This window comes from Zongyangia sp., from assembly GCF_965361945.1.
The window spans coordinates 1-18,851 of record NZ_CBDTOK010000124.1 but is presented as its reverse complement, the minus strand read 5'-3'; the positions used below and the strand labels follow the sequence as shown (position 1 = coordinate 18,851).

20 protein-coding genes and 1 other annotated feature are annotated in these 18,851 nt (G+C 47.2%); of the genes, 10 read left to right on the top strand and 10 right to left on the bottom strand.

The window, feature by feature from the left end; genetic code table 11:
* The first annotated feature begins 310 nt into the window (after positions 1-310).
* From ACZ25G_RS08095 to ACZ25G_RS08065, 7 genes are all read left to right on the top strand, one after another.
* The gene (locus ACZ25G_RS08095; protein WP_463682106.1) at positions 311-1,090 is read left to right on the top strand and encodes a tetratricopeptide repeat protein; all 780 of its coding nucleotides are present in this window, start codon (positions 311-313) and stop codon (positions 1,088-1,090) included.
* 30 nt (positions 1,091-1,120) lie between these two features.
* Positions 1,121-1,321, top strand: coding sequence for a PLDc N-terminal domain-containing protein (locus ACZ25G_RS08090; RefSeq protein ID WP_191510630.1), 201 nt, complete (start codon positions 1,121-1,123; stop codon positions 1,319-1,321).
* The gene (locus tag ACZ25G_RS08085; protein WP_463682105.1) at positions 1,321-2,238 is read left to right on the top strand and encodes an ABC transporter ATP-binding protein; all 918 of its coding nucleotides are present in this window, start codon (positions 1,321-1,323) and stop codon (positions 2,236-2,238) included. Before ACZ25G_RS08090 ends, ACZ25G_RS08085 begins: the two co-directional genes overlap by 1 nt.
* Positions 2,235-3,002 (top strand): ABC transporter permease subunit, encoded by a 768-nt coding sequence (locus ACZ25G_RS08080; protein ID WP_191482201.1) that lies wholly within the window; start codon positions 2,235-2,237, stop codon positions 3,000-3,002. The genes ACZ25G_RS08085 and ACZ25G_RS08080 overlap by 4 nt, the downstream gene beginning before the upstream one ends.
* An 82-nt stretch (positions 3,003-3,084) precedes the next feature.
* Positions 3,085-3,324 carry a cation transporter gene (locus ACZ25G_RS08075; RefSeq protein WP_191510654.1) on the top strand — a complete coding sequence of 80 codons (240 nt, stop codon included), beginning with the start codon at positions 3,085-3,087 and terminating at the stop codon, positions 3,322-3,324.
* A gap of 108 nt (positions 3,325-3,432) precedes the next feature.
* Positions 3,433-3,680: a binding site (T-box leader), on the top strand.
* A 61-nt stretch (positions 3,681-3,741) separates the two neighbouring features.
* On the top strand, positions 3,742-4,293 hold the full coding sequence (locus ACZ25G_RS08070) for a cupin domain-containing protein (protein WP_191482199.1): 552 nt from the start codon (positions 3,742-3,744) through the stop codon (positions 4,291-4,293).
* 29 nt (positions 4,294-4,322) lie between these two features.
* Complete coding sequence (locus ACZ25G_RS08065; RefSeq protein WP_191482198.1) at positions 4,323-5,990, top strand: AMP-binding protein; 1,668 nt, start codon at positions 4,323-4,325, stop codon at positions 5,988-5,990.
* Positions 5,991-6,076: 86 nt separating this feature from the next.
* On the opposite strand, the gene ACZ25G_RS08060 is transcribed toward ACZ25G_RS08065, so the two are convergent.
* The 7 genes from ACZ25G_RS08060 to ACZ25G_RS08030 form a co-directional block, all read right to left on the bottom strand.
* Positions 6,077-6,487, bottom strand: a complete 411-nt coding sequence (locus tag ACZ25G_RS08060) for an Rrf2 family transcriptional regulator (protein WP_191482197.1) — start codon at positions 6,485-6,487, stop codon at positions 6,077-6,079.
* Between the two features lie 68 nt (positions 6,488-6,555).
* Positions 6,556-7,638, bottom strand: a complete 1,083-nt coding sequence (rpoD, locus tag ACZ25G_RS08055) for an RNA polymerase sigma factor RpoD (RefSeq protein WP_191482196.1) — start codon at positions 7,636-7,638, stop codon at positions 6,556-6,558.
* 11 nt (positions 7,639-7,649) lie between these two features.
* On the bottom strand, positions 7,650-9,401 hold the full coding sequence (gene dnaG / locus ACZ25G_RS08050) for a DNA primase (protein ID WP_463682104.1): 1,752 nt from the start codon (positions 9,399-9,401) through the stop codon (positions 7,650-7,652).
* A gap of 27 nt (positions 9,402-9,428) precedes the next feature.
* Positions 9,429-10,427 (bottom strand): deoxyguanosinetriphosphate triphosphohydrolase, encoded by a 999-nt coding sequence (locus ACZ25G_RS08045; protein ID WP_342680776.1) that lies wholly within the window; start codon positions 10,425-10,427, stop codon positions 9,429-9,431.
* 178 nt (positions 10,428-10,605) lie between these two features.
* A complete protein-coding gene (locus ACZ25G_RS08040) occupies positions 10,606-11,232 on the bottom strand; it encodes a YigZ family protein (protein ID WP_224771930.1) in 627 nt (208 codons plus the stop codon).
* Positions 11,233-11,314: 82 nt separating this feature from the next.
* The gene (gene rpmE / locus ACZ25G_RS08035; RefSeq protein WP_191483029.1) at positions 11,315-11,518 is read right to left on the bottom strand and encodes a 50S ribosomal protein L31; all 204 of its coding nucleotides are present in this window, start codon (positions 11,516-11,518) and stop codon (positions 11,315-11,317) included.
* Positions 11,519-11,732: 214 nt separating this feature from the next.
* Positions 11,733-13,448 (bottom strand): phospho-sugar mutase, encoded by a 1,716-nt coding sequence (locus ACZ25G_RS08030; RefSeq protein WP_463682103.1) that lies wholly within the window; start codon positions 13,446-13,448, stop codon positions 11,733-11,735.
* 275 nt (positions 13,449-13,723) lie between these two features.
* On the opposite strand from ACZ25G_RS08030, the gene ACZ25G_RS08025 reads away from it, so the two are divergent.
* Genes ACZ25G_RS08025 through ACZ25G_RS08015 form a run of 3 tightly spaced genes read left to right on the top strand, consistent with a single transcriptional unit; the run spans position 13,724 to position 16,543 of the window.
* Positions 13,724-15,259, top strand: a complete 1,536-nt coding sequence (locus ACZ25G_RS08025; protein ID WP_463682102.1) for a YifB family Mg chelatase-like AAA ATPase — start codon at positions 13,724-13,726, stop codon at positions 15,257-15,259.
* 32 nt (positions 15,260-15,291) lie between these two features.
* The gene (locus tag ACZ25G_RS08020) at positions 15,292-15,588 is read left to right on the top strand and encodes a Dabb family protein (RefSeq protein ID WP_191483032.1); all 297 of its coding nucleotides are present in this window, start codon (positions 15,292-15,294) and stop codon (positions 15,586-15,588) included.
* Between the two features lie 19 nt (positions 15,589-15,607).
* The gene (locus tag ACZ25G_RS08015) at positions 15,608-16,543 is read left to right on the top strand and encodes a hypothetical protein (protein ID WP_463682101.1); all 936 of its coding nucleotides are present in this window, start codon (positions 15,608-15,610) and stop codon (positions 16,541-16,543) included.
* Positions 16,544-16,571: 28 nt separating this feature from the next.
* On the opposite strand, the gene rlmH is transcribed toward ACZ25G_RS08015, so the two are convergent.
* The 3 genes from rlmH to ACZ25G_RS08000 all read right to left on the bottom strand — a co-directional run.
* Positions 16,572-17,045, bottom strand: coding sequence for a 23S rRNA (pseudouridine(1915)-N(3))-methyltransferase RlmH (rlmH, locus tag ACZ25G_RS08010; RefSeq protein WP_463682100.1), 474 nt, complete (start codon positions 17,043-17,045; stop codon positions 16,572-16,574).
* Positions 17,046-17,114: 69 nt separating this feature from the next.
* Complete coding sequence (locus ACZ25G_RS08005) at positions 17,115-17,903, bottom strand: MBL fold metallo-hydrolase (protein ID WP_463682099.1); 789 nt, start codon at positions 17,901-17,903, stop codon at positions 17,115-17,117.
* Positions 17,904-17,998: 95 nt separating this feature from the next.
* On the bottom strand, positions 17,999-18,851 hold an 853-nt coding region (locus tag ACZ25G_RS08000; RefSeq protein ID WP_463682098.1), incomplete at its 5' end, for a UDP-N-acetylglucosamine 1-carboxyvinyltransferase.

Here is an 18,851-nt window from a genome sequence, read left to right as displayed (position 1 = left end):
AGCCGGGAACAGGAGGTAGAAATCTTCTACCGCTTTATCGGCAAAATTGATTAAATGACACCAATATTTTTAACTATGTGATACCGGGCAAAGCTACCCAGATATAACGCTTCTGCCTGTCATAGCTTCTTACTTTAATATAAGCGTTGATTGTCTTTTGGGATATGAACCCCAATTGGACCAAGAAAAAATACGAAATCATTACCTTCATTTGTGTCAATTAGCAAACCAGAGTCATTTTGATAAGGCACTCGCAGAATGTAGGGAATATTGTAAAAAATATTCCTCTTGTTGGGAATTGCTTCTTCTTATGGGGCAATGGATCATTAACTACCACCAACTTGCCTCATCCCCCTCTCAACCTCATGAACTCCTTCAAGAGGCACTTGGTTTGTTCCAGCGCATCGAGAAGCACGGAAGCGATCATCATTTGGCTAACCAAGCACTAGAAATGCAGGCCTACTGCTATCTCGCCCTCGGAGATCCTGATAGTACCATTCGTCTTCTAGAAAACAGAAAGGAAATCAATATTTCACCGCAACTTCTTCTTTCCCAGGCCTACAAAATGAAGGGGAATAACGCCAAAGCCAAGGAAGTGCTCCAAGTCTCTCTTTATTATGGGGTAGTGCTGTTATTTAATATTCTCCCCAATATGTCCATACTTTATATCGATGAGCCGACAAAGGTGGAACAATGCCGCCGAATTGGTCAAATGGCATCCGATGCCTTTGATTTGATCCATTTGCATCCTATCCTCCTACTTTCCTTTCTTCTTCCCCTTTCTATATCCTATGCCAAGCAGGCAAACTGGGAAAAATGTTTGGATATTCTGGAGGAATATACCGATATAGCTCTCTCTCCCCAAACTTTTCCTCTTCATCTCAAAGGTAACGATTTTTTCGATCAACTAGACGGATATTTCTCCTCTCTAAGTTTAGGTGACGCACTACCTCGTGATGAAATCTCAATTCGTCAAAGCCTTGCTAGTAGTCTAGAAGTGGTTCCCGAGTTTTCCGTTTTACGAGATCACCCCCGCTTTCTGGCTATGCAAGAGCGTCTTTCACGGTTGAAAAGCGCACAGAAACAGTAACGATTACCGCTCAGTTGAAAGGAGTAAACTATGGAAAATCTTATAACTTATCTTCCCCTTCTTATCCCTGTGATCGTCTTAGAGTTGATTCTTATGATTACTGCTCTAATCCATTTACTCAGACATCCCAACTATCGCTGTGGAAACCGGGTAATCTGGATTTTGGTTGTACTATTTCTCCAAATTCTTGGTCCTATCCTGTATTTTGTCATCGGAAGGGAGGACTCATAATGGACATTCTCACCCTCTCTCATGTATATAAGCAGTTTGGCAACACAAAGGTCATCAAAGATCTCAGTTTTTCTGTATCAGAGCACCATGTTTTTGGCTTTATTGGAAAAAATGGCGCGGGAAAAACCACTACCATGAAGATGATTTTAGGCTTTCTTAAAATGGATAGCGGTGAGATATGCGTCTGCGGAGAAAGGGTAACGGCAGGCAGTCCAAAAGCCAACCGTTACATCGGCTATCTTCCCGATGTTCCTCACTTCTATCCATATATGACTCCCAAAGAATATCTCGGTCTCTGTGGAAAAATTTCCGGACTGACAGGAGATCAAATTGATCGACGTTCCAGAGAACTGCTTCACCTTGTCGGACTAGATGGTATCAGCCGTCGTATTCGAGGATTTTCCCGGGGAATGAATCAACGTCTTGGCATTGCACAGGCTCTATTGGGAGAGCCCAGGCTGTTAATCTGTGACGAGCCTACCTCTGCCCTGGATCCCATCGGCCGCAAGGAAATTCTGGACATTCTGACGATCGCTAAGGAAAAAACCACTATTTTGTTTTCCACCCATATTCTTTCCGATGTGGAAAGAATATGTGATACTATTGGCGTTCTCGATAACGGCCACCTGGTCTTGGAGGGAAAGCTGGAAGAAATCAAGAATTCCTATCGACAAGATCGGGTCCTCATCTCCCTGGCTGATTCCTCCCAAAACGATCTGCTGATCCAGAGGCTATCCGCACTTTCTGGAATAAAAGGCTGCACAAAACAAGAGCGGGATGTAATAGTCCGCTTCACCGGTGCAGAAGAATCAAAACAGGCAATTCTTAGGTTGCTCCTGGAAGAAGGTTTCTCCCTGATCAAATTTGAACTTCTAGAGCCTTCTTTAGAAAATCTCTTTCTGGAGGTGGTCAAATGAGTGGTTATCTTGCTTTTATGGGGAAAGAATTTAAGGAGCAAATCCGGACTTTTAAGGCGCTGATTCTTTTTATTGTCCTGCTACTTTTCGGGTTAGTGAGTCCCGCCTTAGCAAAAATCATGCCAGAACTCCTGAAATTAATCCCTATGGATGGTCTCGAACTCACCATCAATATTCCCGCCCCCACCTGGATGGATGCCTATGCCCAGTTTTTTAAAAACATAACGCAAATTGGCATTATTGTCCTGCTAATTCTTCTCAATGGCTCTATATCCCAAGAAATGCAGCGGGGAACTCTGATCAATATGTTGTCCAAAGGTCTTGCTCGGCCCACGGTCATTCTCGCCAAATTCACTGCCTCCGGCCTTTTATGGAGTTTCTGCTATGTTTTGTCTGCAGTGGGGACATGGATTTATACCCTCATTCTCTTTGGGAAACATGCGCCGTCTCACCTTTTCTTTTCGTTTTTTTGCCTTTGGCTTTTAGGAATCTTTATCATAGCTTTGCTTCTATTTTGCAGTACCCTCATTGGAGGCGGATATGGCGGTATTCTTCTCACTGCTGGCATCCTGGGTTTTTTGCTCTTGATTGGCATCTTTCCTCAGGCAGCGCCCTACAATCCTATTACTTTGGGTTCCGGCAACATCTCCCTGCTCTCGGGCATTGGAGTTGACGAGATGATAAGCGCTTGTGTTGTCACTTTGCTTCTCACAGTGCTGTGTATTGTTGGCGCTATCGTAAATTTTTCAAAAAAACAGTTATAAAAATATCATTCTTCCTCAATGATTCCCTGATAAAAACGTAAAATTTTTGTCTTTTAGGGAATAATAAAAACGAGGTGATGATATGCCACAGGAAAGTGCCTATTTTATTATTGAAAACGTAGACGACAAGCATGATCTTAAGGATGTGAAACGAGGTCTCGACCAGATGCACGGCGTCCATTCTGTCAGTGTCAGCCTCGATTCTCATCTTGTTGCCATCGACTATGACAGCAGCGGCGTTTCTTACGATCTCATAGAAAACCGCCTGAATAAAATGGGATATCAAATTGCTGCCGACGCCAGCGATATTCATACCCGTTAGCATAGCCTCAACCTCAGCCGTCCAGTACTGGACGGCTTTCCTTTTCGCCGTATTTATCCAAAAACTGTTGACTTTTGCTAAAAGGCGCATTATAATATAGGACAATATGATAATGCGTTGATGAGGAAGAGTACATATTTGCTTAAAGCCCAGAGAGAAGATGGTTGCTGTAAATCTTCGTGAGAGCAATATGGAATGTCGCCTTTGAGCACTGGACTGAAAGGAATATTTTCTCGGTAGGCTTCAGCGGTGATCCCCCGATATAAGGAAAGCATGTCGGCGTCTGCCTGCATGTAATGAGTGCAGAATTTTTTCTGAATTTAGGTGGTACCACGGATATATAATCCGCCCTAAGCAATTAGGGCGGATTTTTTATTTTATATCATTCATTTTTTCAACAGAAAGGATGCGTTGAAGATGGAAGAAAAACTCCATGAGCTGGCGGCCCGTTTGCGGGAGCTACGGGAAGTATGTGACTATACACCGGAGCAACTGGCCAAAGAATTGGGGATTGACGTCAACACATATTTAGGCTATGAAAAGGATGGCTATAACATCCCGATCAACATTATCTTTCAGATTGCCAACAAATTCGGTGTAGATTTTAACGAACTTCTCTCCGGTGAATCCGGAAAATTGACCACATATCACGTTGTTCGGGCCGGTAAGGGTATCACAGCTGACCGATATCCCGGTTATCATTTTAAAGATCTTGCCTATCGCTATGCCCGCAAGGTGATGCAGCCCCTGCTGGTTACTCTGGACCCCTCTCAGGCTCCTGCAGATCTGGTCACCCACAGCGGTCAGGAATTCAACATGGTACTAGAAGGCAGCGTCAAACTCACCTTCGACAATCAGGAAATCATTTTAAATGCTGGTGATACCGTCTACTTTAATCCCCAATATCCTCATGGGCAGTCCTGTGCAGGTAATGAGCCTGCCACCTTCCTAACGGTGATTGCGGAATAAGCAGGCAAAATTACAAGGAGATGATAACAATGTCCGTGTTAGACCGTTTCCTGCCTCGGCAGGAATTCGATTCCTATGAAGATTTTAAGCAAAACTATCGCGTCAATATTCCCGATCACTTTAATTTTGGTTTTGATGTTGTCGATGCCTGGGCCAAAGAGGACAAAAATAAAAAGGCACTGGTCTGGTGCGACGATCACGACAACGAAAAAATATTCACCTTTGAGGATATCCGTAAACTGTCCAACCAGGCAGCCCACTTTTTCAAAGACTGTGGCATCAAAAAGGGCAGTGTTGTCATGCTGATCCTCCGCCGCCGGTGGGAATACTGGATCGCCGCCGTCGCGCTGCACAAAATTGGCGCCATCCTCATTCCCGGTAACCTTCAGCTCGCCAAAAAAGACTTGATCTACCGGGCCAACGCCGCACAAATTTCCATGATGGTGTGTATCGATGACGACTATGTCATTGAGCAGGTCGAGGGCGCTATGAAGGAATCCCCCTCCATCAAATGTTGTGCAGTTGCCGGCGGAAAGCGTCCCGGCTGGCTGACCTTTGATGAAGAAATCGCGAAATATCCTACCGAGTTTGACCGTCCTACCGGAGAAGAAGCCAATGACAACGATGATATCATGCTGATCTACTTTACCTCCGGTACTACCAGTATGCCCAAGATGGTACAGCATAATTTCATCCATCCTCTGGGACATATAGTAACCGCAAAATACTGGCAGCGGGTACAGGAAAACAAGCTGCATATGAGTGTTTCCGATTCTGGCTGGGCTAAGTTTGGCTGGGGCAAAATTTACGGCCAGTGGTGCTGCGGCGCTGTTATCTTTGCCTATGATATGGAAAAATTCGTCCCCTTAAAGCTTTTGGAAAAGCTGGAAAAGTACAAGGTAACCACCTTCTGCGCCCCTCCCACCATGTTCCGTTTCATGCTACAGGAGGATGTCAGCAAGTTTGACCTTTCCTCAATCGAAACCTGCTGTAACGCTGGAGAACCCCTTAACCCAGAGATCTGGCGTAAGTGGTATGATCTTACCGGCGTCAAAATGACAGAAGGCTTTGGTCAGAGCGAAAGTACAGTTCTTCTCGCCAATTTCCCCTGGTTTGAGCCCAAGGCCGGTTCTACCGGCAAGCCTTCTCCCATCTACGATATCCGGCTTATCAACGCTGAAGGCAAGGAATGTGAAGACGGTGAAGAGGGAGAAATCTGCATCTTTGGCGTTAAGGAGCATCCCCCTGTAGGCCTGTTCCGGGGCTATTATCAGGACAAAGTTCAGACAAATGAAGCACTGGGCGGAGAGTGCTATAACCTCCACGACGTTGCTTGGCGGGACAGCGAAGGCTACTATTGGTTTGTCGGACGCAGCGATGATGTTATCAAATGTTCCGGTTACCGCGTTGGACCCTTTGAAGTAGAAAGCGCCCTGATCGAGCATCCTGCGGTGGTAGAATGTGCCATCACCGGCGCGCCCGATCCCATCCGCGGACAGGTCGTCAAGGCTACCGTAGTGTTGGCTAAGGGCTATACCCCCAGTCCAGAGCTTATTAAGGAGCTGCAAAACCACGTCAAACACACTACCGCTCCCTATAAATATCCCCGCATTATTGAGTTTGTGGATGAGCTGCCCAAAACCTTAGGCGGAAAAATCCGCCGGGCACAAATCCGACATGCCGACGCAAATAAATAAACAAATAAAAAACCGGCTTTTTACAGCCGGTTTTTTGTCATAAAGAGGCCGGACCTATTAGGTCCGGCCTCTCTGCCTATGTAAGGTTAAATACCATCATCGTCCAAATACTGATCCAACGTCTTTTCTTGCAGGCGATCAATCACCATTTGGCTAATCTCCCGAAAAGTACATTGAAACTGGCAGGGTTTTGTCTTTTTCCGGGTACAAACAAAATCCTCTCCGATACATCGGTTGATGAGGAGCGGCCCTTCCACCGTCTCGATGATTTCACAAAGAGAAATGTCTTTGGGATCTCGAGCCAATTCGTATCCACCCTGGGTCCCTTTAAAAGACTTGACAATACCGCTTGCCACCAGCTTGCGCAAAATTTTCAGGGAAAAGCGCAGGGTAACCCCCGTCTCCTCGGATATGCTCTTCGCATCCATCCGGCCTGGCGCTTTTGCCAAGCAATAGGCAATCCGCGTGGCATAATCGGATTCCAGCGTAATATGCACGGCCCTTCCCTCCATTCAGCTTAAACTTCAAATTAAATATACTATAATAGTGGATTTTTGTCAAATGGCTAATCCAGGAAATCCTTGAGCTTTTTGCTGCGGCTTGGATGGCGCAGTTTACGCAGAGCTTTGGCTTCAATCTGACGGATGCGTTCCCTGGTCACGTTAAACTCCTTGCCTACCTCTTCCAGGGTGCGGGAGCGACCGTCTTCCAGACCAAAACGCAAACGGAGCACCTTGGCCTCTCTGGGGGTTAGGGTCTGTAAAACATCGCTAAGCTGCTCTTTTAACAGGGTATGAGACGCCACTTCCGCCGGAGCAGGCGCGTCGTCATCCTGAATGAAGTCACCCAGATGGCTGTCTTCTTCTTCACCGATTGGCGTTTCCAGAGAAACCGGCTCTTGGGCTACCCGCATAATTTCCCGTACCTTATCTACCGGCATGTCAAGCTCTACGGAAATCTCCTCCGCTGTTGGCTCATGACCATTGCGATGGAGCAACTGGCTGCTCACCTTTTTCACCTTGTTGATGGTTTCCACCATATGCACCGGAATCCGGATGGTTCTCGCCTGGTCAGCGATGGCACGTGTAATGGCCTGACGAATCCACCAAGTCGCATAGGTAGAAAACTTAAATCCTTTGGTATGGTCAAATTTTTCTACGGCCTTAATGAGTCCCAGGTTACCTTCTTGGATCAGATCCAAGAACTGCATGCCGCGTCCCACATAGCGTTTTGCAATGCTGACCACCAGCCGCAGGTTTGCTTCGCTCAACCGTTTGCGTGCGTAGGGATCTCCCTGAGACATCCGGGTGGCAAGATCGATTTCCTCTTCTGAGGTCAACAGAGGAACCCGTCCGATTTCTTTCAGATACACCTTTACCGGATCGTCAATGTTGATTCCCTCGGTAGAAAGGGCATTTTCCAGATCCTCCGGCTCGGTGGATTCAAATACTGGATCTGCCTCTGGCGTAAAGTCATCAACAATTTCCACATTGTTGGCTTCCAAGGTGTCGTAAAGCTTCTCCACCTGCTCCACATCGAAATCCAGATCGTCCAGAGCGTCGTGAATGTCCTTGGAAGAGAGCTTTCCTTTGCTCTTTCCCAAATCCAGCAGTTCTTTTAGTACTGTTTTCTTATCCTGTGTGCCCAAATTTTTACCCCCTATTTTTTCTTAGCCGCAAGACGCTTCAAATATTCTATCGTCTCTTCGTTGCTCATCCCAGCCACATCCTGTGGCTTTTTTTCATCCCGGACCGACTGTAAGGAACTGATATATTCCTCCAAGTCTGCCAGAGAAAAATTCATTCCTGCAATGGACACCATAAGGCCCGTAATCCTGGCCATTTCACCTTCATCAAAAAAGGCGCCTAAATAGCCAAGGTCAATGGGCTTTTGTTCTTGCAGCCTTTCAGCAAGAACCGCATAAATCTTACGGTTCGATTGGGTCACAAAGTCTTCTTCCTTCAGTTTATGCGAAATGTCCATAAAATAATCAGGATTTTTTAATAGAATTGCTAAAATCCGCTCTTCAATCACCGCTGCTTTCAAGTTTCTACTCCGTTCAGGATCAGGTGGAGCACCTACTGGTTCTGCCGCGGCAATCTTCAGCGTATCCTTTCTTTTTTCCTTTTGCTGCCTTCGTTTTATGACAGATTTTATCTGAAGCAAAAACGCGTCTTTGGAAATTCCCAGATCGTGAGCTGTCTTGGAAGCATACACATCCCGTTCGATGGGATTGTAAATCGAAGCCAACAGATTTGCTGCCTCCTTTAGATAGCCCACTTTTCCATCGTCTGTCTCCAAGTCATATCGACTGCCTATTTTAGAAAGCTCAAACTCAATGGCATTTGATGAACCGTCCATTAACATCTTAAAACGTTTGGCTCCAAACTTTTTGATAAACTCGTCTGGATCCTTTGCATCGCGAATCGTGAGTACCTTGACGTGGACCCCCACATCAGAAAACATATTGATCGCCCGTTTGGTGGCGGCTTGTCCCGCTCCATCTGAGTCATAAGCGATGACAACGCTGTTTGTATATTGAGAAATCAACCGGGTCTGTTCCGGTGTCAGCGCCGTTCCCAAGGTGGCCACCGCATTGTCAAATCCAGCTTGGTGGAGGGCGATGACATCCATATATCCTTCCGCTAAAATCAAGCAGTCCTGCTTGCTGGATTTAGCAAAATTTAACGCAAACAGGTTTCTGCTCTTTTTATAGGCAATGGTATCTGAGGAATTGAGATATTTGGGACCGCTCCCTTCCATCGTTCTCGCTCCGAAGGCGATGACATTGCCCCGAATATCGATGATTGGGAAAATTACCCGATCCCGGAATTGGTCATATACCGAATCGTTTCTTCCTCGCACTACAACGGCTGCAGCAAGCATTTCTTCATAAGTAAACCCCTCTTGCCGCAGAAAATTCCGGGCGTTATCCCATCCCGGCGGGGCAAAACCCAGCCCAAAGTGGCGAATTATTTTATCGGTAATGCCTCTCCCCCTCAGATAGCTGAGAGCCTTCCGTCCCGAAGGAGCAATGAGCTGCTCGTGGAAAAAACGCGCCAGCTTCCGGTTGAGCTCCAAAATACGGGTGCGAAGCCTTGCTGTTTTGTCCCCCTCTACATCCTCCGGCATCTGCATGTTGGCCCGCTTTGCCAGAAATCGAAGGGCTTCTACATATTCCAAATTTTCAATCTTCTTGATAAAAGTGATAACGTCTCCGCCGGCACCGCATCCAAAACAGTAGAAGGACTGACTATCTGGATAAACCGTGAAGGATGGGGTCTTTTCACTGTGAAAAGGACAGAGGCCCACCAGATTTCTGCCCCGGCGTTTCAGGTTCACATAGGAGGAGATCACCTGCTCAATATCACTGTTGTACTTGAGCTCCTGTATAAATGAATCCGGAATCAATCGGTTTTCCCCTCCTTTGCGCAGATGTTAGTATTTACTCCACCCCTGTGGAATAAAGATCTTTGAGAAAATGTGAATTGCATAGTAATCGCTCATACCAGACACATAATCACAGACAGCGCGGTGCACATCTTCCTGTTCCAAAATCACTTTATATTCATCAGGCAGCTGCTCTGGATGCTGAATAAAATACTCGTAGATCTTGATAATGATATCCTGTGCCTTTCCCTCTTCTCCCTTGGGCAGAGGGTTGGTATAAACCTTTTCAAACATAAAATGATGAATTTCCTGATATGCCGCAAAGATTTCATCATCCATCCGAATTTCATCGGTGCTGTTGTTAATGACCGAGGAAACAAGGGTCGTAATTCTCTTGGATTTGGTGTCTCCAAGTACCTGATGGATGTGGTCGGGGATATCCGCCTCCTCCATCACCCCAGCCCGGATGGCATCCTCAATGTCATGGTTGATATAAGCAATCCGGTCGGCGTAGCGGACAATCTGTCCCTCCAATGTCTTTGCCACGGGGCCAGTAGTATGGCAAGCGATGCCGTCCCGGACCTCTTTGGTCAGGTTAAGCCCTTTTCCGTCCTTCTCCAGCCGCTCTACAATCCGCACGCTTTGCAGGTAGTGCTTGTATCCGTAGGGACAAATTTCATTGAGCGCCCGTTCCCCGGCATGACCAAAGGGAGTATGGCCCAAATCGTGGCCCATTGCCACCGCCTCGGTCAAGTCCTCATTGAGCCGCAATCCTCTGGCAATCGTTCTAGCTATCTGGGCTACCTCCAGGGTGTGGGTGAGACGGGTGCGGTAATGATCCCCTTGAGGGGCCAAAAAAACCTGGGTCTTATGCTTAAGGCGCCGGAATGATTTGCAGTGGATAATCCGGTCTCTGTCCCGCTGATAGCAGGTTCTGAGAGGACATTCCTCAATGGGGATATCCCTGCCCTGTGACTCACAGGCAAGGGCAGCGCGTTTGGAGAGTGTCTGTCGTTCCAGTGCTTCCGTCTGTTCCCTAATGGTCATTGCTGCACAACCTCCCCGAGCAAAAGTTCCTTTTTTCCTAATTTCTTACTTAGCCAGGCATTTCAGAGGCCAACGATTCCTGCACCCAAAAACGCGAGGAAATCCTTCTACTATATTATTCTAAAATTATGTCTAAATTCCTTCTGATTCCCCAAAAAAATATAAAAATTCATGGGGTTTACTTTTCTGGAATACAGTCCCAAACCTCCTCTATCTCGTAGGGGAATACGGTTGCACTGGTGAGTTCTTCTAATTCCCGCTGAAACTGGCTTGCATAAACAGCCCGCATCATGACCCTCATTTTAACCACAACGCCAAAGTCGGATTCCAGGGTCACTGCGTGGAATTTTGGCAACAGGTAGGTAATCTTTCCATATTGGCTGTAATCCATCTCTAGCTCATAGACCTTGCAGACACTCATAGGTTTTATTCCTGCAGCATCTACCGCGATTTTGGCCCCATGGGAGTAGGCGCGCACTAGGCCTCCAGCTCCCAAAAGAATGCCGCCAAAATACCGGGTCACCACCACGCACAGATCGGTGAGCCCTTCTTTCTGTAACACGTCCAGCACTGGGACACCGGCTGTTCCTTGGGGCTCTCCATCATCGCTGTACCGTTTAGTTCCATCTCGGAGGATATAGGCATAAACATTGTGTGTGGCATCCCAATATTTCGAGCGCATTTCATCAATAAAAGCGATAGCTTCCTCCTGCGTAGATACTGGCGTCGCTGTCCCGATAAAGCGGGATTTTCGCTCTACAAATTCATCCTGGGCCCGCTGATTCAGGGTAATATAGTCCTTCACGGTTGAGACTCTCCTTCCCCGGCACACAACAAAGGCGGTGCACATAGCATGCACCGCCTGCGTTTCGCAAATATAAAATTGCTTATTTGTCCATACCAAAACGTTTTTTGAATCTGTCAACACGTCCGCCGGTATCTACGAGTTTCTGTCTACCGGTGAAGAATGGATGACACTTGGAACAAATTTCAACGCGGATGTCCTTTTTGGTAGAGCGGGTCTCAATGACCTCACCGCAAGCACATTTAATTGTTGTCGGCTGGTAATCCGGATGGATTCCTTTTTTCATCTGAGTCACCTCTTTCACTACTCACGCTAACAATAGAATGTTATCATAACTCGGAACAAAATGCAAGACTTTTTATGGATATCCTCTTATTTTTTTCGTTTTTCCCCTTTGATTTTCTCTTATTGCATGAAACTTCGGAGATATCGACCCTCCTCTTTATTCTTAATAAAAGCGGCCGCAACTTTGCGGCCGCTTTTATTAAAGGTCTGCCATCTTAAAATCCCATCATTTTGTTCATATCCGCCGCCATTTTTGCTTGTTTCTCCTCGGCTTCTTCCCAGGTACTGCCTACAGCGGTGTAATAAACCTTAATCTTCGGTTCTGTTCCCGACGGCCGGACAATGACTCCCAGATTATCGGTTAAGTCATAGGCCAATACATCAGATTTGGGCAGTGTAATCTCCACTTCTTCGCCGGTCTTCAAATTTTTCTTCACCGAGCTTGCGTAATCAGAGAACCAAACTACCTCATAGCCTCCGATTTCTGCCGGTACATTGGCCCGAAGATCCGCCATGATCTGTTTCATACGTTCCATGCCGGCAGCACCTTCACAAGCGAAGTTACCGATCTTATGCAGGTATTTGCCGTACTTGTCATAAAGTTTGTTCACCGCATCTACCAGTGTCATGCCTTGAAGCTTGTAATATGCGGCCATTTCGCAGATGAGCATAGAACCGTTGACAGCATCTTTATCCCGAACATAGCTTCCAGAAAGGTAACCGTAACTCTCTTCAAATCCGAGGATAAACCGATCCTGCTCGCACTTTTTCTCCAATGCCAAAATCTGCTGTCCAATATATTTAAAACCGGTGAGTACATTAATGACCTGCACGCCATACTCTTCCGCAATCTTTTCCACAATGGAGGTACTTACAAAGCTCTTGACCGCAATAGGATTTTTCGGCATTGTTCCGTTTGCAGTACGCACTTTACAGATAAACTCCAGCAGGAGGGCACCTACTTCGTTGCCGGTAAAGAGGCGATAGTCATCTCCATCTTTTACAGCAATACCTACACGGTCACAATCAGGGTCGGTGGCCAACAGTAAATCCGGTCCTACCTCTTCGCAGACTTTGAGTCCCTCATTTAGAGCCTCCCGGATCTCAGGATTAGGATAGGGACAGGTGGGGAAATTGCCATCGGGCATTTCCTGGCTCTTGACAACAGTCACATCGCTGACCCCAATCCGTTTGAGGATCTCCCTGACACAGCGGTTTCCGGCGCCATTCAGAGGAGTATACACTACTTTAAGGTTGGCCTTCGCACATGCCCCTGGCACAATTTCCTGGGCCTTTACCGCCTCAATAAACCGGTCAATCAAATCTTCACCTATGTATTCGATGAGGTTGGTAGACATTGCGCTTTCAAAGCCAATGAATTTGATATCCGAGAAGATATCCAGCTTGACGATCTCCGCCAACACCTGATTGGCATCCTCCACATCTAACTGGCAGCCGTCACTGCCATATACCTTATAGCCGTTATACTTTGCCGGATTGTGGCTGGCGGTAACAACAATACCTGCGTCACAATGCAAATCACGCACCGCAAAGGAAAGGGCCGGTGTGGGCATCAATTCTTTATATAAATATACCTTAATACCGTTGGCCGCCAGAACACAGGCCGCCTCTTTGGCAAAGACATCCGATTTGATGCGGGAATCGTAAGCGATGGCGATTCCCTTGGATTTATTGTTTTTAATCAGATAATTGGCAAACCCCTGGGTGGCCTTGCGGACTGTATAAATATTCATTCGATTGGTGCCTGCGCCTAGGACACCCCGCAGTCCTGCTGTACCGAATTCAAGCTCCCTGTAAAAACGGTCGTATATCTCCTCTTGATTGCCCTTAATCTGCTCCAAATCTGCCACTACATCTTTGTCTTCCAGATTTTTGTCGCACCAAAGCTGATATTTCTGCATCTCTGTCATCTTACATCACCCATTTTCTTTGAATTGTGATTTCCTCACGCTATTTACCCTTCTATTTTACTATAGCTCGTATGCAGTTTCAATACAAATCGAAGAACAATTTGACTAAAAATCCCCTATTTTTATGTTGTTTTCTACAATAATCCAAAATAAATATACTATTTTTTATTATGATCCAATAAAAAACAATGAGGGATTTTTCCCTCTCATACTTTCTTCCATTGTCGAACTATGTTATAATATTTCTAAAAATTGGCCAAAAGGCGGTGGCATAGATGTTCTGCAAAATATCCAGTCTTGCAGTGTATGGAATACATTCGGTTGTGGTCGCTGTGGAGGTAGACATCGCCACCGGTCTTCCCAGCTTTGATATCGTCGGCCTTCCTGACACAGCTGTCAAGGAGTCTAAAGACCGGGTCAAGGCCGCTATCAAAAACTGCGGCTATACCCTGCCTGTCAGCCGGATTACTGTCAATCTTGCCCCCGCGGATATTCGCAAATCCGGCCCGCTCTATGATCTGCCGATCATGATTGCAATATTACAGGGTTCTGGCCAAATCAGTTTCCCCACCGATTCCTTTGCCTTTTTAGGAGAGCTGTCCCTTTCCGGCGAAGTTCGCCATGTCAGTGGTGTGCTTCCCATGGTTCTCAAGGCCAAAGAGGAAGGCTTTTCTGGCGTTTTTGTCCCGGCTCAAAATGGAGCCGAAGCCGCAGTGGTAAAAGGGATCGCGGTCTATCCTGTATCCCATTTCACCGATTTAATCCGGCATTTTTCCGGAGAAGCCCCGATACAGCCTCTGATCTCTCCTCCCTTTTCTGCCGAGTCAGCTCTTCAAACGCTGGATTTTCGTGACGTCAAGGGGCAAGCCGAAGCAAAGCGCGCTATGGAAATCGCGGCGGCCGGCGCTCATAATATGATCTTGATCGGTCCTCCCGGTTCTGGGAAGAGTATGCTGGCCAAACGTCTGCCCTCTATCCTGCCCCCGATGACATTTGATGAGGCCATTGAGACCACCAAAATTTATTCGATTTGTGGACAGTTGGGGGAAGGCAATTCTCTGATCCGGACTCGACCCTTTCGGGCCCCGCACCACACCGTATCTGCTGTTGGGTTAGCTGGAGGGGGCTACAACCTGGCTCCCGGTGAAATTTCTCTGGCCCATAACGGCGTTTTGTTTTTGGATGAACTGCCCGAATTTAACCGCAGTGTCCTGGAGGTGCTTCGCCAGCCTATGGAGGACCATATGGTCACCATCTCCCGGGCGGCAGGACAAATGAGCTACCCTTGCTCTATCATGGTGGTTGCCGCCATGAATCCCTGTCCTTGCGGCTATTACGGCCATCCTACCCGGCCCTGTACCTGTTCTTCTAAGGCTGTTGCCCACTATCTTTCCAAGGTTTCTGGCCCTCTGCTGGATCGCATTGATCTCCATGTGGACGTCATGCCGGTAGAATATGAGCACCTGTCTTCCTCTGAAAAAGCAGAGCCGTCTGCCGCTATCCGTGCCAGGGTGGAAAAAGCGCGTGAAATTCAGCTACAGCGCTTTGAAGGAACCGGGATTACCTCCAACGCCCGGATTACCAGCGGGCTGCTCTCGGAGATGTGTCCTATCTCCGATAAAGGCAATTCCCTTCTGAAAGCGGCCTTTGACTCCATGGGCCTTTCCGCCCGGGCTTATGACCGGATTCTCAAAGTTGCCCGCACCATTGCCGATTTAGAAGGAGCAGAAGTCATTGATGCGCCCCATATTGCCGAGGCAGTACAATACCGCAGTCTGGACCGCAAGTATTGGCAGCACAGCGTTTTATAATGATATCTTCATAAATAAAAAGGAGGCCGCTTATGGTCAAACACATTGTATTTTGGAATCTTAAAGAAGAGGCCGCTGGTGGCAACAAAGCCCAAAATGGCCAAATTATCAAGGAAAAACTAGAGGCGCTGGTTGGAATTGTACCCGGCTTGCTCAAGGCCCAGGTAGGGGTCAATTTTAATCCTAAGGGATACGACCTGTGTTTATACAGCGAACTCACCTCCAAAGAGGCGCTGGATGGATATCAAACCCATCCGGCCCATTTGGCTGTCAAAGAGTTCGTCCACCAGGTTATCTGTGACCGGGTTGTTGTGGATTTTGAGGTATAATCCAGCAAAAGGAGGCTTTATGGACGAAAATAAGAAAAAGCGATACTACATTTTGATTTCTGTATTTGCCGGAGCTGCTGTGCTTGGCATTGTGGTCATCTGCCTTCTGTTAGGGCAGACCCACCGATTGCGTTCCGAAATACAAAATCTGCAAACTAACATTTCCGAAATGCAAAGAAACCTTCAAAGCAGTATTGACAGCGGTATCGGTAATATCGAGGCTTCCCTAAAAGAGCAAAACAATATTTTTTCCTATTCCAGCTGTGAAACCGGTAATTTTGATCGCGAAGGCAAAAAGCTAAATATTTCCATGACTGCAACCCCCAAATCCGCGAAAGAGGCCGCTCAGGTTACATTCCTCCTCATGTATGATGGCCAACAGCAGGAAGTTGTGCCAAAAGCGCAACAGGATTCCGATCTGGGGCTGGTATTCACTGCGGAAGGTCAGATTCCCCTTTGTGAGAATTTAGTGGTGATGGGGGTGCTCCAACAGGGCGACGAAAAGCAGACCCAGACCATCGGCGAATTTTACAACCTGCAGGGAGAGTATCTCCTTACTCTGGAAAGTGCCAGCTATTGGGGCAGTACAGAATTTGATCCAGTTCATCAACAGTTGACACTGGATGGCAGCTTTGAAGTTTTTATGTATCTGCCAGATCCTTACGGCGACAATCAGGTGGAAAAGGCGGAGCTTGTTATTCAGGTCAATGGAAGCGATGCCAAGGTATATCCCATCCAGGTAACAGAGGAAATGCTCATGGGAGTCTCTCTGGAAATTCCTGTAAAAGAAAATCTTGATGTCCAGACTGACGATATGGTATCTGTCCTTCTGAGGGCGGATGACACCTATGGCTATCATTACGAGCGTATCTTTGACGCCTATAGTTTGCAGCCAGACGGCAGTCTCTCTTCCCATCCTGAACTTTTTAGCAAAGGAGAAACGCAGATTAGCTAAAAAAGGGACCGGAAATTTCCGGTCCCTTTTATTTGTGATATTGGGTATGGGCATCGATGGAAAAAGCCCGATATATTTGCTCTAACAGCATAATGCGAAACAGTTGATGAGGAAATGTCATAGCTGACACAGAAAGCCGCAAATCCCCGCGGCGTTTCACCGCATCTGACAGGCCAAAGGATCCGCCAATGACAAAGCAAACCTGACTTTTTCCACCGATTGCTACGTTCTGCAATGTTTCCGCCAACTTTTCGGAAGATAAAGATTTTCCCTCGATACACATTGGGATCACATAGGCGCTCGGAGAGATTTTTTGAAGGATGGCGTTTCCTTCCGTTTCCAGCACTTTTTCAATTTCTCCCCCAGTAGGCCGATCCCCCACCCTGCATTCCGGAATTTCCGTAATGCGCAGCTTACAAAAGGATTGGAGGCGCTTTGTATATTCTGCTACCGCTTCTGTCCAATACCTTTCTTTGAGCCTTCCTACACACAATATTTCCACGCTTAGCAAGTATCTCTTCCTTTCTTCAACCAGAAAACACCTCCCGCGGGAGGTGTTTTTCAATCCACATTAAAAGGTGAGCATCCTGCTCACTTCATATCGGGACGCAACGTCCAAGGTAAAATCAATTCCCGGTTTCATCTGCTCTAGCAATAGCTGAGAAAGGGATGATTGATAGGCGATATCAGGCAGGTTATTTTCCCGGCTTAGGTGGGCCAAAATAAAACGGGTGGCTTTCGATTTCACCAGACTTGCAATTTGTGTCGCACAATCCTCATTGGAAAGGTGCCCCTGAGGTGAGGCAATCCGCCGCTTAAGATGATAAGGGTACCTGCCGCTTTGCAGCATTCCTCTGTCATAGTTAGATTCAAGTACCACTACATCGCAACCGCTCAGGCCACGATCCACAGCGTCGGTAATGCAACCCGTATCGGTAGCATATCCCACCAAGCGGTCATCAGCCATATGGATGCGGAAACCAAGGCTGTGGGCACAATCATGAGAGGTATCAAAGGGGGTGATCTCCATCCGAGCAATCTCCATGGTATCGGCAATCTCCCGCAACTCTGCCGTAGGAGGCACCAGGTCGTTTTGTTCTATGTACTCCAAAGTTTCTCTGGATCCGTAAACTGGAACGGGAAGCTTTTTTAATAGAATCCTGAGTCCCTTAATATGGTCGGTGTGCTCATGGGTAACGAGAATCGCCCTGATTTGTCCAGGATCCACATCGATTTGCTGCAAACCACTTAAAATCTTTCGACAGCTGACCCCAGCATCAATGAGGATACCATCCTTTCCTCCGCCTAGATAGGTGCAGTTTCCGCTGCTTCCGCTATAAAGTGGACAAATGCGCGACACAAGCTCTCCTCCTTCTGGCGATAGTCAAGGAAATACAGCAAAAAAGCAAAACACGAAGGTTTTGCTCATCCGTTTATTTGCTTCATCAAATAGCGCTATAATGCCTTAGCCAGGGTTTCTTCCGGAATCATAACCTTGCGAATATTGGCTCCCAAGCCTTTCAGCTTGACCTCAATATTCTCATAACCACGTTCAATATGATAAATGTCCTCAATTTCCGTCACACCATCTGCGCAAAGTCCCGCGATCATCAGCGCGGCGCCTGCCCGCAGATCCGTAGCGCGCACCGGTGCCCCATGAAGCTGAGGAACTCCCTCAATCACTGCCACTTTGCCATCAACCTGAATATTAGCGCCCATCCGCCGCAACTCATCCACATAGCGGAAACGATTATCCCAGACTCCTTCGGTGACAATAGAGGTACCATTGGCCATCGAAAGCAGGGTTGTCATCTGCGGCTGCATATCGGTGGGGAATCCAGGATGGGGCATTGTCTTCAGGCTCGTCCGCTCCAAAGGACCTGTGCGCCAAACCCGCAGACAATCGTCAAACTCCTCCACTTCCGCCCCTGCTTTGATGAGCTTGGCTGTAATGGATTCCAGATGCTTAGGGATGACATTCTTAATGAGCACATCGCCGCCGGTAGCAGCTGCGGCAATCATGTATGTGCCAGCCTCAATCTGATCAGGTATAATGGAATAATTGGTTGTTCCCAAATGCTGAACACCATGAATTTTGATGACATCCGTTCCCGCGCCACGAATATCGGCTCCCATAGAGTTAAGGAAGTTGGCAAGATCAACAATGTGAGGCTCTTTTGCCACATTCTCGAGCACGGTCAGGCCTTTTGCTTTTACGGCCGCCAGCATGAGATTGATGGTCGCCCCCACGGACACTACATCAAAATAGATGTGGCTTCCCACCAGATTCTCCGCTACTACCTCAATC

Bases quoted from the DNA above. Each gene is read 5' to 3' on its own strand.
- ACZ25G_RS08095 (WP_463682106.1), top strand. From the start codon at position 311: ATGGGGCAATGGATCATTAACTACCACCAACTTGCCTCATCCCCCTCT.
- ACZ25G_RS08090 (WP_191510630.1), top strand. From the start codon at position 1,121: ATGGAAAATCTTATAACTTATCTTCCCCTTCTTATCCCTGTGATCGTC.
- ACZ25G_RS08085 (WP_463682105.1), top strand. From the start codon at position 1,321: ATGGACATTCTCACCCTCTCTCATGTATATAAGCAGTTTGGCAACACA.
- ACZ25G_RS08080 (WP_191482201.1), top strand. From the start codon at position 2,235: ATGAGTGGTTATCTTGCTTTTATGGGGAAAGAATTTAAGGAGCAAATC.
- ACZ25G_RS08075 (WP_191510654.1), top strand. From the start codon at position 3,085: ATGCCACAGGAAAGTGCCTATTTTATTATTGAAAACGTAGACGACAAG.
- ACZ25G_RS08070 (WP_191482199.1), top strand. From the start codon at position 3,742: ATGGAAGAAAAACTCCATGAGCTGGCGGCCCGTTTGCGGGAGCTACGG.
- ACZ25G_RS08065 (WP_191482198.1), top strand. From the start codon at position 4,323: ATGTCCGTGTTAGACCGTTTCCTGCCTCGGCAGGAATTCGATTCCTAT.
- ACZ25G_RS08045 (WP_342680776.1), bottom strand. From the start codon at position 10,427: ATGACCATTAGGGAACAGACGGAAGCACTGGAACGACAGACACTCTCC.
- rpmE (WP_191483029.1), bottom strand. From the start codon at position 11,518: ATGAAAAAAGGAATCCATCCGGATTACCAGCCGACAACAATTAAATGT.
- ACZ25G_RS08030 (WP_463682103.1), bottom strand. From the start codon at position 13,448: ATGACAGAGATGCAGAAATATCAGCTTTGGTGCGACAAAAATCTGGAA.
- ACZ25G_RS08025 (WP_463682102.1), top strand. From the start codon at position 13,724: ATGTTCTGCAAAATATCCAGTCTTGCAGTGTATGGAATACATTCGGTT.
- ACZ25G_RS08020 (WP_191483032.1), top strand. From the start codon at position 15,292: ATGGTCAAACACATTGTATTTTGGAATCTTAAAGAAGAGGCCGCTGGT.
- ACZ25G_RS08015 (WP_463682101.1), top strand. From the start codon at position 15,608: ATGGACGAAAATAAGAAAAAGCGATACTACATTTTGATTTCTGTATTT.